This window comes from Alloiococcus sp. CFN-8 (assembly GCF_049943125.1).
GTDB lineage: Bacteria > Bacillota > Clostridia > Clostridiales > Clostridiaceae > JAEXZL01.
In genome coordinates, this window is the sequence record NZ_CP188040.1 from 471,039 (window position 1) to 487,073 (window position 16,035).

17 protein-coding genes are annotated in these 16,035 nt (G+C 36.6%); all 17 read right to left on the reverse strand.

The features are described from left to right. Positions 1–3 precede the first annotated feature (3 nt). Positions 4–1,752: a F0F1 ATP synthase subunit alpha gene (atpA, locus tag ACPWSR_RS02185; protein WP_426350061.1), complete on the reverse strand. Its 1,749-nt coding sequence runs from the start codon at positions 1,750–1,752 to the stop codon at positions 4–6. Further along, positions 1,733–2,233 carry a F0F1 ATP synthase subunit B gene (gene atpF / locus ACPWSR_RS02190; protein WP_426350062.1) on the reverse strand — a complete coding sequence of 167 codons (501 nt, stop codon included), beginning with the start codon at positions 2,231–2,233 and terminating at the stop codon, positions 1,733–1,735. The genes atpA and atpF overlap by 20 nt, the downstream gene beginning before the upstream one ends. 21 nt (positions 2,234–2,254) lie before the next feature. After that, the gene (atpE, locus tag ACPWSR_RS02195) at positions 2,255–2,479 is read right to left on the reverse strand and encodes an ATP synthase F0 subunit C (protein WP_426350063.1); all 225 of its coding nucleotides are present in this window, start codon (positions 2,477–2,479) and stop codon (positions 2,255–2,257) included. Positions 2,480–2,512: 33 nt separating this feature from the next. After that, on the reverse strand, positions 2,513–3,208 hold the full coding sequence (locus ACPWSR_RS02200; protein ID WP_426350064.1) for a F0F1 ATP synthase subunit A: 696 nt from the start codon (positions 3,206–3,208) through the stop codon (positions 2,513–2,515). A gap of 112 nt (positions 3,209–3,320) precedes the next feature. Further along, positions 3,321–3,983, reverse strand: coding sequence for a Crp/Fnr family transcriptional regulator (locus tag ACPWSR_RS02205; protein WP_426350065.1), 663 nt, complete (start codon positions 3,981–3,983; stop codon positions 3,321–3,323). A gap of 68 nt (positions 3,984–4,051) precedes the next feature. Further along, a complete protein-coding gene (locus tag ACPWSR_RS02210; protein ID WP_426350066.1) occupies positions 4,052–4,744 on the reverse strand; it encodes a DUF6198 family protein in 693 nt (230 codons plus the stop codon). A gap of 82 nt (positions 4,745–4,826) precedes the next feature. Beyond that, positions 4,827–5,816: a 4-hydroxyphenylacetate decarboxylase activase gene (hpdA, locus tag ACPWSR_RS02215; RefSeq protein ID WP_426350067.1), complete on the reverse strand. Its 990-nt coding sequence runs from the start codon at positions 5,814–5,816 to the stop codon at positions 4,827–4,829. Then, complete coding sequence (hpdC, locus tag ACPWSR_RS02220) at positions 5,779–6,039, reverse strand: 4-hydroxyphenylacetate decarboxylase small subunit (RefSeq protein ID WP_426350068.1); 261 nt, start codon at positions 6,037–6,039, stop codon at positions 5,779–5,781. Before hpdC ends, hpdA begins: the two co-directional genes overlap by 38 nt. 122 nt (positions 6,040–6,161) lie before the next feature. Continuing rightward, positions 6,162–8,858, reverse strand: a complete 2,697-nt coding sequence (hpdB, locus tag ACPWSR_RS02225) for a 4-hydroxyphenylacetate decarboxylase large subunit (RefSeq protein WP_426350069.1) — start codon at positions 8,856–8,858, stop codon at positions 6,162–6,164. 323 nt (positions 8,859–9,181) lie between these two features. Beyond that, positions 9,182–9,574, reverse strand: coding sequence for a hypothetical protein (locus tag ACPWSR_RS02230; protein WP_426350070.1), 393 nt, complete (start codon positions 9,572–9,574; stop codon positions 9,182–9,184). 17 nt (positions 9,575–9,591) lie between these two features. Continuing rightward, the gene (locus ACPWSR_RS02235) at positions 9,592–10,413 is read right to left on the reverse strand and encodes an arylamine N-acetyltransferase family protein (RefSeq protein ID WP_426350071.1); all 822 of its coding nucleotides are present in this window, start codon (positions 10,411–10,413) and stop codon (positions 9,592–9,594) included. A 219-nt stretch (positions 10,414–10,632) separates the two neighbouring features. Beyond that, entirely contained in the window at positions 10,633–11,208 is a 576-nt protein-coding gene (locus tag ACPWSR_RS02240) for a DapH/DapD/GlmU-related protein (protein WP_426350072.1), read from the reverse strand. Further along, positions 11,208–11,411 (reverse strand): hypothetical protein, encoded by a 204-nt coding sequence (locus ACPWSR_RS02245; protein WP_426350073.1) that lies wholly within the window; start codon positions 11,409–11,411, stop codon positions 11,208–11,210. Before ACPWSR_RS02245 ends, ACPWSR_RS02240 begins: the two co-directional genes overlap by 1 nt. A 130-nt stretch (positions 11,412–11,541) precedes the next feature. Continuing rightward, positions 11,542–12,627 (reverse strand): anti sigma factor C-terminal domain-containing protein, encoded by a 1,086-nt coding sequence (locus ACPWSR_RS02250; protein WP_426350074.1) that lies wholly within the window; start codon positions 12,625–12,627, stop codon positions 11,542–11,544. Then, on the reverse strand, positions 12,624–13,115 hold the full coding sequence (locus ACPWSR_RS02255) for an RNA polymerase sigma factor (RefSeq protein ID WP_426350075.1): 492 nt from the start codon (positions 13,113–13,115) through the stop codon (positions 12,624–12,626). The genes ACPWSR_RS02250 and ACPWSR_RS02255 overlap by 4 nt, the downstream gene beginning before the upstream one ends. A 135-nt stretch (positions 13,116–13,250) precedes the next feature. Next, a complete protein-coding gene (locus tag ACPWSR_RS02260; RefSeq protein WP_426350076.1) occupies positions 13,251–14,963 on the reverse strand; it encodes an aminoglycoside phosphotransferase family protein in 1,713 nt (570 codons plus the stop codon). A gap of 295 nt (positions 14,964–15,258) precedes the next feature. Beyond that, positions 15,259–16,032, reverse strand: a complete 774-nt coding sequence (locus ACPWSR_RS02265) for an AIM24 family protein (protein WP_426350077.1) — start codon at positions 16,030–16,032, stop codon at positions 15,259–15,261. Between the last annotated feature and the right edge of the window lie 3 nt (positions 16,033–16,035).

The following is a 16,035-nucleotide window of genomic DNA, read 5'->3' on the forward strand; positions in this document are numbered from 1 at the left end:
CTATTACCTGCTTACATATTCTTTTGCTATGCTGATAATCTTTTCTATAAGCTCATCAGATAGCTTATTGGTTGTTTCTATCTCCTGTACCATATCTGGATGCTCCTGGTGGAAGAACTTCAGAATTTCTCCCTGGAACTTTTTGATATTTTGGGTTTCTACGCCTACCATTATCTTGTTAGTAGCCATTACCAGAGTTAATACCTGATCACACATTGACATAGGATGAGCCAAAGGTTGCTTCAAAAGCTCCATGAGACCGCTTCCGTAGGCAAGCTGCATCTTGGTGGCATCATCTAGGTCAGAGCTGAACTGGGTGAAAACCTCCATTTCCCTGTACTGTGCCAGGTCTATTCTTACACTTCCTGCAGCCTTTTTCATTGCCTTCGTCTGGGCTGCTCCACCAACACGGGATACGGAAAGTCCTACATTAACCGCAGGCCTTATTCCTGAGAAGAAGAGACTGCTTTCTAGGAATATCTGTCCGTCGGTTATGGATATAACATTGGTGGGTATGTAAGCACTAACGTCACCAGCCTGGGTTTCTATTATTGGCAGTGCCGTTATGGAGCCACCACCGAAATTTTCGTTAAGCCTTGCAGAACGCTCAAGAAGCCTTGAATGGAGGTAGAAAACATCCCCGGGATAAGCTTCTCTACCAGGAGAACGTTCCAGCAGCAGTGAGATTGCACGGTATGCAACCGCATGCTTGGATAGGTCATCATAAACTATGAGAACATCCTTTCCCTGACGCATAAAATGCTCAGCCATGGCAGTTCCAGAATAGGGTGCTATGTACTGAAGGGTAGCTGTATCACTGGCCGTAGAGGATACAACAGTAGTATACTCCATGGCACCGTTCTGCTTAAGGGTGGTAACAAGCTTTGCTACGGTGGAAGCCTTCTGTCCTATAGCAACATAGATGCATATAACATCCTTTCCCTTCTGATTAATTATAGTATCCATGGCTATGGATGTCTTACCGGTCTGCCTGTCCCCTATGATAAGCTCTCTCTGACCTCTTCCTATAGGAAACATAGAGTCTATTGATAATATTCCTGTTTCCAGCGGCACATCAACAGCTCTTCTTTCAACAATACCCTGAGCCTTGGACTCTATAGGACGGTAATCCTCTCCCTTTATTAAGCCCAAGCCGTCTATGGGATTTCCAAGAGCATCCACTACCCTTCCAAGGAAGTCCTTTCCTACCTTAACCCCAGCCTTCTTTCCAGAGCCAACAACTCTAGATCCCTCCATGATATCGTTATCACGACCGAAGAGTATACAGCCAATCTCGTCCTCTCTTATATCCTGAACCATCCCCTTTGTACCTGTTTCAAAAATCACAATTTCTCCGTACATTACATGGTCCAAGCCTTTTATGGTTGCGATACCGTCGCCTAAAAAGGTTACATAGCCAACCTCTTTGCAATTTTCGTCAAATTGAGCACTTTTGATTTCCTCTTTAACTATAGATATTATGTCCTTGGGGCACTGTAACTTTTCACAAATGCCATCTTTTATATGAGCTTTGATCTGGCGAAGCTTTTCCTTTGTGCTCCAGTCATACTCTTCATTGCCTATCTTAAGCACAAATCCACCAATAAGACTCTTTCTTTCCTCCAGAATAAGATTGACTTCTTCCTTTTTATACCTGTCATTTATAAAAGATCTTATGCCAATTATCTGCTCCTCTGTAGGGGGAGTAACATATAGAAGCCTTGCTTCTACTCTATTTATCTCCTTCGCCATCGCTTCCACCTACCTTGACTAAAAAATCATCATACAGTTCACAGTCTCTACCTAGCGTAGCTTTGTCATTGATAATTTTCTCAGCGGCCTCTATAGCTAACATTCCAATCTCATCCTTAAGGTTTACTAGGGCGTTTTCTTTCTCTCTCTCAATCTTTTTCTCAGCCTTGATCAATATCTTCTGGGCTTCAGCATTTGCTTTTTCTATTATAGCTTCGTAAGCAAGCTCTCCCTTCTTTTTAGACTCTTCAATAATAGTATGATATTCTGCATTTCCCATGAGTAGCTTTTCCTCATACTGAGCTTTTAACTCATTTGCCTGTTTTTCTATTTCAGCTGAGTTATTCAGCTGAGCTTCTACAAGGCTCCTGCGCTTTTCAATAATGCCAAGAACAGGCTTATACAAAAACTTCTTCATAAGTAAATATAATATTAATAAATTTATTATTGTAAATAAAAGGTTCCAATCTAGTCTAAGCACCTATATACACTCCTTTATCTATTATTTAAGGAACAGTATTATTAATAGGGCTATAACGAAACCATAAATAGCGGTTGCTTCTGCCAAGGCAGCACCCAAAAGCAATATCTTACTAATCTTACCTTCTGCTTCCGGCTGTCTTGCTACAGCCTCTGAAGCCTTCGCTGTGGCAACGCCTATACCTATACCTGCTCCTACTCCTGTTAATACTGCTACAGCAGCACCAATTGCTATTAATTGTGACATAACCTTCCTCTCTCCTTCTTTTATCTTAAATTTTTATTCAATGGCTTCTTTGATGAACAAAGAGGTTAAAAATACGAATACATAAGCCTGAATCAAGGCATCAAATATATCGAAGTACAGGCTAAATGCTACGGGTACCCCCACAGGGATAATAATCTTGATAAGCTCCATAACAACAAAGGCTCCAAGTATGTTACCAAAAAGTCGCATACATAAAGATAGAGGTCTAATGAGGATCTCAAGAAAGTTTATTGGAGCTACAATTGCAATAGGTTCAGCCTTTTTCTTGAAATAGCCCTTGACTCCGCTCTTGGAAATGGTCGCTGACTCAATGAGCACTATACTCATTATTGCAAGACCTAGTGTAACGGATAAGTCTTTTGTGGGTGGCTTCATTCCAAGAAGTCCTATAGTGTTAGCAGTCCCAAGATATATGATTACCGTCATGAGATATGGTATGTACTTTCTTCCATGCTCCCCTATGATATCATCGAAGAAGCTATAGAGCCATTCAACGGCAAACTCGATAGCCAGCTGCCTCTTCCCAGGGTTTTCAACCACTAGATTACGAGTAAGCGCTATGGATATTATTGTAAGTGCAGCTATTATGAACCAGGTTATTACTGTAGACTCTGAAACTCCGATACCACCTAAGACAGGAATTGTGAATACTGTTTCACAGTTGAGCATTTCTAATAGTTCTTCAGATAAATGTTCCGTTATAAACACATCCTTTCCTATAGGTTAACAATATTAATTTGAAATAATGACGTGAATAGATATAATAAAATCTAGGCACGCCAATATTTTTTAATTACTATGCTTAATACTAAATTTAAATTCAATATTCGTTATTATAATAATCCTTCACTGGCTTTGCTATTTCCATTAGCATTTCACGATCAGAAATATAACAACCTTTTTCATCTTTCCCTAATATGTATTCATCCTTTAACTTGTCCAAAACATAATATAAGTTTCTTCTGCTTATACATAATTCCAAACATGCCTTATAGAGGCTATCACATACAAAGCGATTACCTTCACGGTTTTCTAAGATGTGATAGGCGATGATTTCATACTGCGTAAATAACTTATTTACTAGGGTTTTCTTATACATAGTATAAAGTCGTTCATTAACTTTACAATAATAAAATCGAGCAAATATTTCATTCTTCATAAGAGTTGTAAAACATTTTACAGATAACTTTATGAGTATAGATGATGTTTCTGCTATTGTGTCACAATAAAAATTTTTGTTTTGCAGATTACTCAGATGACCAGCGAAATGACCTGGTGTTAAATCATCCACCAATATTTTTTTACCATTGGAAGCCGTAGCAACTACCTTAACCTTTCCTTCAAGAATGTAAAATATATAGTCATTATCCTTTCCTGCGTGTACTACATAATCTCCCTTTTTAAAGCTGACAATAGGAAGATTATCCGTGTCATGACCACAATCGTTAATAACTTTATAAATTTCATCATCATACTTATACAATTAAATCACCAACATCATAAATTATATTTGGTCAATTATTTATTCTTTTATCTAATTTTCACTAAAATCTATTTTTCAATCCATGCCACTACTTTTTCTTTTATAGCTTTATTAATAATACCTACTCCCTTTCCTACAAATATGGCTGCTACTATTGTTCCTTCTCTTACAACAACAAGATTAGCATCTGTAAAAGCCTTTCCCCCCCCTAATAGGGCAAAAGATAAAATTGCTGCTACAACAACCATGCTTGTATCTACAGTACTCTTAGCATTGTGGAAGGCTATCTTACCTTCACTTGCCTCACTAACAGCCGCTGATAATCCTTCTGCAGGTAGTGGTATCCATTTTGGCATAAGATAGAAGGAAACTCCCACAGCAATAATCACTACACTAAGTACAAGATAAATAAGCTGTATAAAATAATTAGAAGGCTTAGGTAATAAGTTGTTTACGAATAAGCATACATCAATAAAATAACTTAAAATAAATGTAATTCCAAATTGAAGTAATTGTATTGGTTTATACTTCTTTCTTAAAATGATGATTTGTAAAATTATAAGAATAACATATATCATAGAAGTGCTCATACCAAGAGATATTCCCTCTATACCAAACTTAGCAAATATTTTTTCACATGCTCTAGGAATTGAGCTAACTGGTGATATACCTGTAGCACTTAAAGCTGATATTCTTATTCCAAAGGCAATTAGAAACATCCCACCAAAGTAACAAATAGCTTTCTTAATTATTTTTCCCAAAAGAAAGTACCTCCTTAATTAAATTGAGAATAATTTAATATAATAATGGGGGATTTATGCTTTACACAATCCCCCTTCAAGACTAAAAGGGTGTATTATCAGCAATATAACAAGCTATTCTGTTATCAAGATAAACCTCCTGTAGCTTACTAAGCTGTTCTTCCGTTACATCCCCTGTTCCAACGGTATTATATACATAATCTCTTCCAAGCTGATCCCATTTAGTACCACCTAATCTATGGAACTTAAGCAAATTAATTTCATAAAGATCGTTTTCCTTCATGAACTCAATACATTTGTTCGCATTTTCTAAGCTGTCATTATATCCTCTAATTATAGGAGTTCTTAAAACAATTCTCCCTTTCCATCTAGATTTTTTCAATGCAGATATATTTGAAAGAATTTGCTTGTTGGAAACCCCCGTTCCTTCCTTATGCAATTCATCATCCATGTTTTTTACATCTACAAAAGCAAAATGAATATATTTCATAACTTCTAGAAATATTTTTTCGCTTGTAAATCCAGAGGTCTCTATGGCTGTGTGGATCTGCATATCCTTACATCTTTTCAATACCTCTAATAGGAATTTATGCTGCATTAAAGGCTCACCACCAGTGAAGGTAACTCCTCCTTCTGGTCCCCAGTTGCTAAAGTCCCGTCTAAGAATTTTCATCAATTCATCAACAGACAGCTCCTTAACACATTGCTTCAGTGCATTATTCGGACAAATTGAAGTACACTCAAAGGTTTCGCAATTCTTGCATATATCCCATTGTATACTTGGTTTTCCACTTAAATCGAACACTATGGAACCGTAGGGACATTTTCCTTCACAGACTTTACAACCTTTTTCCCATTTACAAACTCTTTCAGCAAACATTATATGCTTTTTTAGAATCCAGCTCTCTGGGTTAGCGCACCATTTACACTGCAGAGGGCATCCAGTAAAAAATACATTTGTTCTGCAGCCAGGTCCATCATGAACAGAAAAGCTTTGAATGTCAAATATTAATCCTTTTTCTTCCATATACAGCCTATCTAGCTTTATATCCGTTACATCCGAAGGCTCCACAAGAGGAATATGCCCAATTTTCCTTTTCTAAGCCTGTACATAATCCTATACCATATCTGTCTTCGTTAGCAAAATTTTTGCAATTTCCACATTTCTCAACTTCTATAAACTCGGGGCATGCTTCACTACCTTCCCCATCTATAGGAACTATCATCTTAGTTAATCCACACATTCCTTTTTCAACATCCAAATGTATATAATTCTTGCAATCAACGTGTTTCATTTATTTTACCTCCTTATATTATAGGCCCCTCAGTGGGACGTATTTAAGGTTAACGCCCAAGGGTATATGCCTCCTCGGGCATAAACCAAAATATGAATATGTAAATTTATTATAGATTACCTTTATGCCTCATCATATTCAGTTCTGTATATAACCTCATCCTGAATTGGCTTACCAATTTCACACCAGTACTGAGTAAATCCTGCAACACGAACCATTAAGTCTCTATAAGCTTCTGGCTTCTTCTGAGCATCTCGTAAGGTATTGGAATCAACAACATTAAATTGAACGTGGAAGCCACCCTTTCTCATATATGCTCTTACGCAGTCAAGAAGTTTTCTAGTACCGTTAATTCCCTTAACTGCTGATGGATGAAGCTTCAGATTCATCTGGGAGTTCTGGCACATTGAGTGGTCATAAACTGTTGCTGATTCAAATATTGCATAGATACCGTTCTTATCAGTTCCTGCAGCAGCTGACATTGATCCATCTGCATATGTGGTTCCTGCAAGTCTTCCATCAGCGCTAGCCAAGGTTATGAAGCCTTGTGGTCCGTGAGTAGATACGGAAATTTGACACATGTATAATGGCTTTCCATAGTAGGAACGGAATTGATGCACCCAATCAAACATAAAGTCTTCATACTCAACAAGAAGGCTATCAGCTGCCCAGTCTGCATTACCATACTTAGGTGCATTTATGCAATCTGCAAATATCTGTGCATATTTAGCACTGTTTTCTGTACTTTCTCTGAAGTCAGGGGAGAATACTCCTGTTTCATAAGCAGTTTTAAACCCAAAGTTATTTAATAATGCATCTGTCATTTCCTCAATTGTGTACTTCTTATCATCAAATACATTTTTCTTAATTGAAGCCATAGCGTTCAAATAGGTTACAGTACCGCAGGACTCGAAGTTGATTGTAGCATTGTATCTTGCACCCATTGTTCCTATATGCCTTCCAACCTTGAAGCAGTCAGGCTTTAATAGTGATTGAACCACTGGCATATTGTGCTTTCTCCAAATGTCCATCTGAAGATTATTAGCCTTGTTAACACAATCAGTAGCAATTGTTAGATAATGTCCCCAGAGCTTAAATAAGGTCTCATAGGAATCAATTTTTGTATTATGTGGTGGGAATATCATCTTACCTGTTCTCTTATCAACACCATTAGTAAGAACTAATTCGATAAGCTTTGGAAGAGCTATAAAGTGAACGCCTGTACCACATGTTGGAGAGGCTCCACCAGGAATCATCCAAACCTGACCATCATAATCTAATGGCTGGAAGCAGCCAGGTGCGGATTCAAGGCATCCACCAAGACACCATGCCCTAGCATCTTCAACATTCATTCCCTCTGGCCCATACTGTCTGAGCATGAAGTTCATTCCCTGTTGATTATTCATCCAAGCAGGATATCCCATACCAAGCTTAGTACATCTTGCAGCCTTCATTAAGAAGTCTTCAGGGGTTCTTTCATCGTAAAGAATTGAAAGAGTAGGCTGAGTAGTCTGACATCTCATACCTGCTTCTATGATTAGATATTCAAGAGGTGTAACCGCTGAAGTACCTTTATAGTTTAAGCCACCAAGGGAAAGGTTATTAAAGGTATTACCGGAAAGAACACCACCAGAAACTCCTGAAGAAGCAAAGCATTCAATTTGAGTAATCTTAATTCTATATTGTTCAAGAAGTTCAATAACCTCTTCATCGGTCATAACGCCTTCTCTAATATCCTTTTGATAGAATGGCTGTAGTACTTGTCCAATTCTTCCGATGGATTGACCGGATTGTGGGTCTTCATTAACTACTCCAAGATGGCAGCAGAAGGTTATCTGAAGAGCTTCCCAGAAGGTCTGAGGTTTTCTATGAGCTGCATTCATAGCATTTTTCGCAACGGCTTCATAATTCGCCTTAATTGCTGGATCAGTTTCTATGGTAGCAAGGTAAGCTGCTCTCTTAGCATGATTTTCTAACCATGTGCTCAAGCCCTTAGCTATTTCCTTCATAGCTACATAATAGTAAGCTCTGCTCATTCCAAATTGTCCATCGTCTCCAGCCTCGCCCATAAGCTCTGGTATTTTCTTATCGCATTCTTCAATAATTCCATCAAAACCATATTGAAGAGGAAGATAATAATTTATAACTTCACGTCCCTGAGGGATAGCAAAAGAGTCAAACATACATACTACGCTATCCATAGTTCTTCTGAACTGATCATAGTCAGGGGTTAATTTTGCATATTTATCACTTAAATCTTCTACAGAAATTCCATCCCAATACTTTGAAACTTTAACTAGTACAGGTATTTCATCTTTTCTCATACCGAACTTTTTTGCCAAGCAAACGATTTCACCATAGCTCTCAGTTATATTTCCGCCACCAGCTCCAACTATACTGATGTCGTCAGCTTCACTCATTTTAGGTGCATCCACTTCATTCATAAGTGCTTCTGCCTGAGCATTAAAGAAAGATGCACATACCCATGGGAATGGGAAAGCTCCTCTTACAAATTTATTCTTGTTCATTATTACTTTTTCATAAGGTTGAACAGTAGGAGTAACGTGAGATAAAGCAGCCGCCATAGCCTTTGCTCTTCTTACTTCAGTGATATCACCTTCATTTTCCCACCATACTCTGTTGTACCAATAAGGAATTTCCATATCAGCACTTACTTTTAAAGAGTAATAAACATCTAATAACTTTTGGCTACTTTCCTTCTTTTCAGGAACCTCAGTTTCCAACACCGCATCAACTTCTGCCATGTCGATTCCTCGCTCCTTCAAGATGTCCTGAAGTTTCATTTCATTTTGTTTCATAGAATTTCCTCCTTATTTTATTGTTTAAATTTTCACATGAATTTTAAACACCTTACGATTTAAATTATATCTATGTGAAAAACAGGAGGTTAGTGAATTTTGCACATTTTTTAAATTTTCTAAAAATTATTTGCTTTTCTTCAATAATTATTCAAATAATATATAACATACTAATATTATACATTATTTTCATATATTAAAGTGCATAATAACTATTAATTTGAGAAATTTCTCATTAAACGATTCCGTAATAAAGACAAACTCGAATACTGTCTTAATGCTTAAATAAGGTTGCTGACTTTGTCAGCAACCTCATATAAATCTCAATTTAAATTACTAATAAGAGCTATTATCTCCGAATATAGCCTTCCTTGTGATACCCCACCCAGGGATAATTCTTCTAGAGCCTCCTTAAAGATTTCCCTGGCTCTTTCAAGCTTTCCTTTTTCCTTATAAAAAACACCAAGCTCCTTTATTATATAAGCTGTTCCAGAGCTTCTTTCAATACGAACTCTTTTCTTCTTTAACTCATTCATTTCCTCTAGTCGTGGATCTCCCTCACAGGAGCCATAGGAGCAGCAGCAGCCCATATTTTCAGGTAGAGATTCCCGGAGATTCTTAATTGCAGCTTTTAAAAAAGCCTCAATCTCCTTATCCCCTTGGGTTTCTTTCACAAAATTCAAGTCCTTTAAAAACAATTCCTCGTTAAATACCACTAGAATTTCCCCTCCTTTTATACCTTTATTGATATACCAAAATATTTCTTTAAAGCTATTCTGGCATCATCTTCCGTTTCAAGTTCTTTTTTAAATTCCTGTGAAGAAGTATTTATATGAAGAGTTCTTCCACTTATTGCGTAATATCCGTCCTCTCTCTTGTAATTCACCATATATCCTGTGCGGAATTCTGATTCATCCCTAGCCATATAATTGCACAGAGCAATAAAGTCAATGGGGTCTGTATGATTTAAAGAAAACCTAAGAATACGTTTACCTACCCACTCTGAAGCAGCTTCATCTGGCTTTAACACTTTAGATTTTCTCCACATTTCCTTCCAACCATCGCCACAGTCTATGGTAAAGTAAGTTTCATCCTTTATGGTATGCTCTCCATCCTCTCCTATGGGCAGTGCTCCTCCTGGCATTGGTCCTCCAAATCCCACATCACAATAATATAATAGATTATCAAGCTTAACTATACACCCCCTATGATTGATGGGCATAAAGTACTCTCCTTCAAACATTGTTACACGACAAAAACACGACCAAGCATCGAAGCCTATGCTTCTTAAAAGTGCTACAAAAAGGCCATTTAATTCAAAGCAAAAGCCCCCTCTTTTTCGTGTAACTAGCTTGTCAAACAAATCATCAAGCTCTAATGATACAGGACGCTTCTCAAAGTAAATATCAAGATTCTCAAAAATAATCGCCTTCTGATGCGCATCTACCAGACCACTAAGACATTTTTCATTTACTTCAACCTTATTCCTATAATTAATTCTTTCAAGATATCGTTCAATCTGGTCATTAGATAGATTTTTGTAACTATACTTCATATAACATCTCCCCGTATACTAAAAGATAATTTCTTTAATCAAAATATATCATTTTGCCACATTTAATTGTAGTGCATTTTGCACCGTTGAAGACTATATAGTATGTTAGAATCTAAGTATACTAATACCTATAAGAAAGACCTTTAACTATAGAATAGAAAAAGCTAGCTTAAACGGAAGAACTCCATTCAAACTAGCCGAAATGTTATTTAGATACTTTTAATTATTTGTTTCTATTCCCCTAATTATCTTTGCAGGCACGCCACCTACAATAACATTATCAGGAACATCCTTTGTAACAACAGCTCCAGCAGCTATGATAGCACCATCACCAATAGTTACGCCTGGTGTAACTGTGGCATTTGATCCAATCCATACATTTTTACCAATGATAATGGGCGCTGGATGTATGGAGCTTCGCTTTCTAGGATTAACATCATGATTCAGGGTAGCTAGCACCACATTATGTCCTATTAAGGCACCATCACCAATTGTAATACCGCCCTGATCCTGAAAGCGGCAGCCAGAGTTGATGAAGACATTTTTACCCACAGAGATATTCCTACCACAGTCTGTATAAAAGGGAGGAAACAGGCCAAAGCTTTCATCCACTGCCTTACCAATCAGCTTAGAAAATATCTCACGGACCTCCTCAGGGGTATGATATTCTCTATTAAGCTCTGCTGTTAGCTTTAATGCTTCCTGTGCAGCACCATGCATCACCTGGTGAAATTCCGATCCTCCCTCAATAGCTTCACCTCTATTTAAATGAGCTAATAAATCATTTATATCCATTAATTTGCTCCTTCAGTATATCTTTTAAAATTACCTAATATAGACTGCCAACCAGCCCTTTGCAGCTCAATAGAAGGTGTATGCCAGTCCTCTGAGGCATTATTCCATCTCCTTATGTGCTCTGGTTCATTAAAACACTTCCATACATTCTCTATAGGAGCGTTAACTGTTGTATTTATGGTTATCGTTTCCCTTTTATCCATGGCTAATCTCCTCCTTCTTAAGCGAATCTTTAAAGAATCAGTAGCTCTATGCTATTATTACTATTATACCAAATTAAGGTAATTTATCAAATATTAATTATCTTCTGATAATAATTATCGATATAGTTAATCACCTTTGAAGGCTGCTAAATTTCGCATCATTAATATATGCAAACTTCAATTGATTCCTTTCAATCATTTTAAGGAAATCAGCTTTTTTTACGCGGCCTCTAAGACCAACAGCTTGAATACCCTCAGCCTTAACCTCTTCATACCTATTCTTTAATGCTTCTAATAAAGGTGTAGAATTAGGATAAAGGGAATCTACAAGCCACACAAAATCTTCATGATCTATGAGCAGCTTTAATCTTGATAAATAGCTTTCCTCAATGTTGTTTGCAGTAAAATCATAGTCAAGATAAAAACCTGGATACTCTTTATTAGCCTCGTCTGTAAATTCATATTCAACAATATCGTATAATGGTATACCATTTGAAACTGCAAAATAATTAACTGTAAACTCAGTATTTATACCTGTTGCAATCCAGAAAAATCTAGAGTCCCCATATTCATTTATAAACTTCACAGTATCCTCTAAGGATCTGGTTTCATTAAAGCTTAAGGATATATCCAGCACCGTGGATTCAGGTAATTCTTTTATATCCTCTAAGCTGTAATACAGCCAAAAGTCATCAAACAGCTCTTTATTATTTTCATTATAGAATTCATCTGCTATTCTTCCAAGAGCCTTTCTATCACTTAACTCCACATCTAAGGATATATCTCTAATATTAAAAGCAACATTTGTAGCGCCATCAATTTCAACAGGATCCATAAAATTTTGTAATTTAGCTCTTACTACATAACTACCAAAGCCTTTCTTTTCATAGCTATGCTCCATACTATCTCCATAATATAATTTACCAGGATAAAACATACGGATATAGGTTCCCATTAACACATGGAAGCCATCCAAGCTATCTCTTTCATCATTTAAAACCAGAAAATCATTTTCATGGAAAGGATTATAGCTTGTTTTATCAAATAGAAATGAAGTCCCATAATATAAGACCGCAGTAATAACAGCAATTGCACATATAATACTTATTACTCTAGAATTGATTTGTTTTCTCATTGCTTTTTTTATTTTTTTGTTTATATCTTTGTTAAATCCATCCTCGCTTTCCAATAGCTCATTAAATTCTTCTTCCTTCATATAAGTCCCTCCTTCATACATAAATCCTTAAGCTTCTTTTTCACACGATGCTTTATCACTCTTACATTTTCAATAGACAAACCAACAATATTGGCAATAGTATTATCATCTAAATCCTCTTGAATAGATAACAGCATTATTTGTTTTTCTTTGTCCTTTAACAAGCAGATTTGTTTATATAGCCATCTCTTTTTATTCTCTAATATATATTCTTCTAATACATTCAATGAATCTTCAATTTCATTAAGGTTAATCCTATCCTCACTTATAATTTTCTTCTTCTTTTTATACAAGTTTATAAACTCATTTTTTAAAACCACATATAGCCATGCTTTTAAATTGCCTTGTTCATAGCTCAAGAAAGCTTTAACAAAGGTATTTGCAACCATATCCTCTGCGTCTTCCTTGTTATGGGAAAGGGAGAAAGCAAAGAGAAAAAGCTGCTTATAGTATTTTTGATAAATCATTTCTAGATACTTACTTTTCATCCTTTTTCTCCCTTCGCTTATATAACAATTAACTATAAATATAATTACAAATAACTTAAAAAATCCATCTCATAATTAAGATGAATTTTTTAAATTATTCTTTATTACTGTATATAGTCTTAAGTTTTATCACATTTATGTCCTCGCTTCATTCCATTCATTAATAAATTTCTGTATGGACTGCTGCCTCTTGCTACGCTCATTACTCACTACTTTTAATGCAACCTTGTATAATTCTTCTGTAAGCTGCCATTTTTCTAGTGTTCTACTACAGTCAGCAAAAAGAGCAAATGCCGTTGCACCCATCAGGAATACATTTGTTATTTCATCTATGACTGCACCCTTCTCAAATTCTTCTGGGGACATAAAACGTGAGCTTCCCCACATTCTACCCATATTATTGATGTAAGGTAGCTTTGAATAAAAATCAATATCGCAGATAATAGTTTTCTTTCCATTGAAATCATACATAATACTTCCGTCATAAAAATCTATAGCAATATAATTCTGCTTGATAACATAATTATGAAAGGACAGTATATCATTAAATACATCAAGCCTTGTACTACACGGCATCTGCAGGAATTTCTCTCTTGACCTAGGATATTGTCTTCCCATACACTCTCCATCCACCCACTGAAAGATAGCTGCAAAACCACCACCGATATTTTCTGCTTTAATCAATTTAATTAAGCTAGGATGAGCTAAATCTTGATACACCGATACAGTGTGTTCCAAACGTGCTATAGCATCTTCAGGAGTTCCTCTATACTGCTCCGTAGGTGCTCCTGCAAATTTAATGAAATACCTACTTTCCTTGCTTTCCACGCCAAAGCATATATTACCAGAATCCTGATCATCATAAACTTTAAAAGCCTTGCCATATTCTTTGATAAAAGACATATCAAAGGGAGCCTTCAATTTATACGGTATATTATCAATATATTGAATGTAAAAGTCTTTCAAATACCAAGTAGGTACAGGATTATTCATGTTATCAAACCAGGATAGAATATCCTTTGTCTGCTTTTTCATAGTAGTAATTTCATCCTCACCAAATGGTATTGACCAGTATATTGAGGATAGAGTATTGCTTGCTATATAAAATGCTAATAGCTTGAAAAACTCAATGGGAGGCCTGCCACCAAAATAACCATTGAGCTGGCCTGTGGCAAAATGGGGACTTACTGCTGCAGTCCACACTATCCTATTGAATTCCTCCCAAGGGTCTCCAAAATCAAGACGATTGAAATCAATAATCAAAAGCTTATTATCAGGTGATATAATCATATTACCTACATGATAATCTCCATGGTGAAAGCACTGCGGCCTATTAGCTAATAGGTGGCGATTTTTTTCAATATAGCTAATGATTTTATCATCACCATCAACCTTTATTCCGCAACCTTTATATTTTTCAATTTTATCGCTCACCTTACGGTTAAAGCGTACACTCCATTCCTCCTGTTCTATTGAAGCAGGAATAGAATGAATCTGTCTTAGAATTTTGCCAGACTTTATTCCAAGGTCATATTGCTCCGCTTCAGTGAGCTTCTGTAAAACCACCTCTGCATCTTCCCCGTCACACCATGTGAGCAGTGAATATACACTTTTTCCGTTGTCACATACTCCAAAGTCTATTGGCTGTGACATCGGTATACCAAGGGCTGCAACCTGTTTCATACTCTCGAACTCACTCTTTCTTCTGTCATAATGGATTATATCTGCAATACGAAGGAGCAACCTTTTACCCTCTATATCTTCTATATAATATTTCTTATCACTGGACCAGCCTTTATTAATAGGCTCAAGCTTCAGAAATGAGTTGTAGCCTGCAACTTCCTTCATAATATCACCTTCTTTCGAGCTTCTTTAGTTATGGGCGCTTATTCTTCCTCAGTAGTTTATAATAATTATGCCATAATCTGTAATTTATGTCCACGTAAGAGATTTTACCCTTCCGTCTTTCCAAGTTTTTTGTGTATTGCATCCGCTGCCAGCTTGCCAGTTAAAATACATACAGAGAGCCCAGAAGGACTTAAGGACCATTGTCCTACGTGATACACATTAAATACCAAGTATTATAACTAAAAAAAGACGCCTCTTTTTACAGAAGCATCTAAAACTTTTAATGTGATTGTAGCTAAACTATAGGCATTTTTGCAATTGGAGCTAATAGCACCCTACCAGTGCCACGATAAACATTAACTAAGCCTTCACCAGAGGCAGCTGAACCAACAAGTGATTTACCTGAACGTTCTACAGTAAATTCTAAGCTATTACTCCAAGCGATAGCAAAGTTTCCATCCACTTTAAGAACATCATTTTGAAGTGTTATTTCCACCAATTCCTCTTTAGGAACATTGGACTCAATGCAAAATACTCCACTACCATTTAAACTAAGATTAAATAAGCCTTCTCCACCAGCAACAGCTGAGGAAAAATTCGAGCGCATAACAGCCTTGTGCTTTAGTTTCGCATCACAGGCAAGAAATAATCCATCATCTAAAACAACAGAGCCATTCCAATCAGCAGCATCCATTAGGATTACATGTTTATATGTAGGCTCTAAAACAAGAGTCCCATCACCAGTATATTCTGGCTTAATAGCAGATTCTCCGGTAACCTTTCCACGAATAGCCTTTCCAAAAAGATCACCTACACCCTTAATTCCCGTAGTTGCATTTACATTTCCCACCATCCACTGCATGGCACCTGCCTGAACAGTAACATTCCCTTTGCTAAGATCGCATATAACCTGACGTTTACGTACATTCATATGGCTGCTGTAATATGCAATCATTGCAGAGCTAGGGGATACACTTAGATCTCTTTGATATTCAATAATAGAAAAAGGTCCTAAGCTATCCAAGGTCTTAACATCATCATTATCCTGGAAGTTTTTAATTTGATACATAAT

What these genes read in the sequence shown, in the direction of transcription:
- atpE (WP_426350063.1), bottom strand. Translation starts at nt 2,479, where the DNA reads ATGTCACAATTAATAGCAATTGGTGCTGCTGTAGCAGTATTAACAGGA.
- ACPWSR_RS02250 (WP_426350074.1), bottom strand. Translation starts at nt 12,627, where the DNA reads ATGAAGGAAGAAGAATTTAATGAGCTATTGGAAAGCGAGGATGGATTT.
- hpdC (WP_426350068.1), bottom strand. Translation starts at nt 6,039, where the DNA reads ATGAAACACGTTGATTGCAAGAATTATATACATTTGGATGTTGAAAAA.
- ACPWSR_RS02265 (WP_426350077.1), bottom strand. Translation starts at nt 16,032, where the DNA reads ATGTATCAAATTAAAAACTTCCAGGATAATGATGATGTTAAGACCTTG.
- ACPWSR_RS02260 (WP_426350076.1), bottom strand. Translation starts at nt 14,963, where the DNA reads ATGAAGGAAGTTGCAGGCTACAACTCATTTCTGAAGCTTGAGCCTATT.
- atpA (WP_426350061.1), bottom strand. Translation starts at nt 1,752, where the DNA reads ATGGCGAAGGAGATAAATAGAGTAGAAGCAAGGCTTCTATATGTTACT.
- ACPWSR_RS02240 (WP_426350072.1), bottom strand. Translation starts at nt 11,208, where the DNA reads ATGGATATAAATGATTTATTAGCTCATTTAAATAGAGGTGAAGCTATT.
- hpdB (WP_426350069.1), bottom strand. Translation starts at nt 8,858, where the DNA reads ATGAAACAAAATGAAATGAAACTTCAGGACATCTTGAAGGAGCGAGGA.
- ACPWSR_RS02255 (WP_426350075.1), bottom strand. Translation starts at nt 13,115, where the DNA reads ATGAAAAGTAAGTATCTAGAAATGATTTATCAAAAATACTATAAGCAG.
- ACPWSR_RS02235 (WP_426350071.1), bottom strand. Translation starts at nt 10,413, where the DNA reads ATGAAGTATAGTTACAAAAATCTATCTAATGACCAGATTGAACGATAT.
- ACPWSR_RS02245 (WP_426350073.1), bottom strand. Translation starts at nt 11,411, where the DNA reads ATGGATAAAAGGGAAACGATAACCATAAATACAACAGTTAACGCTCCT.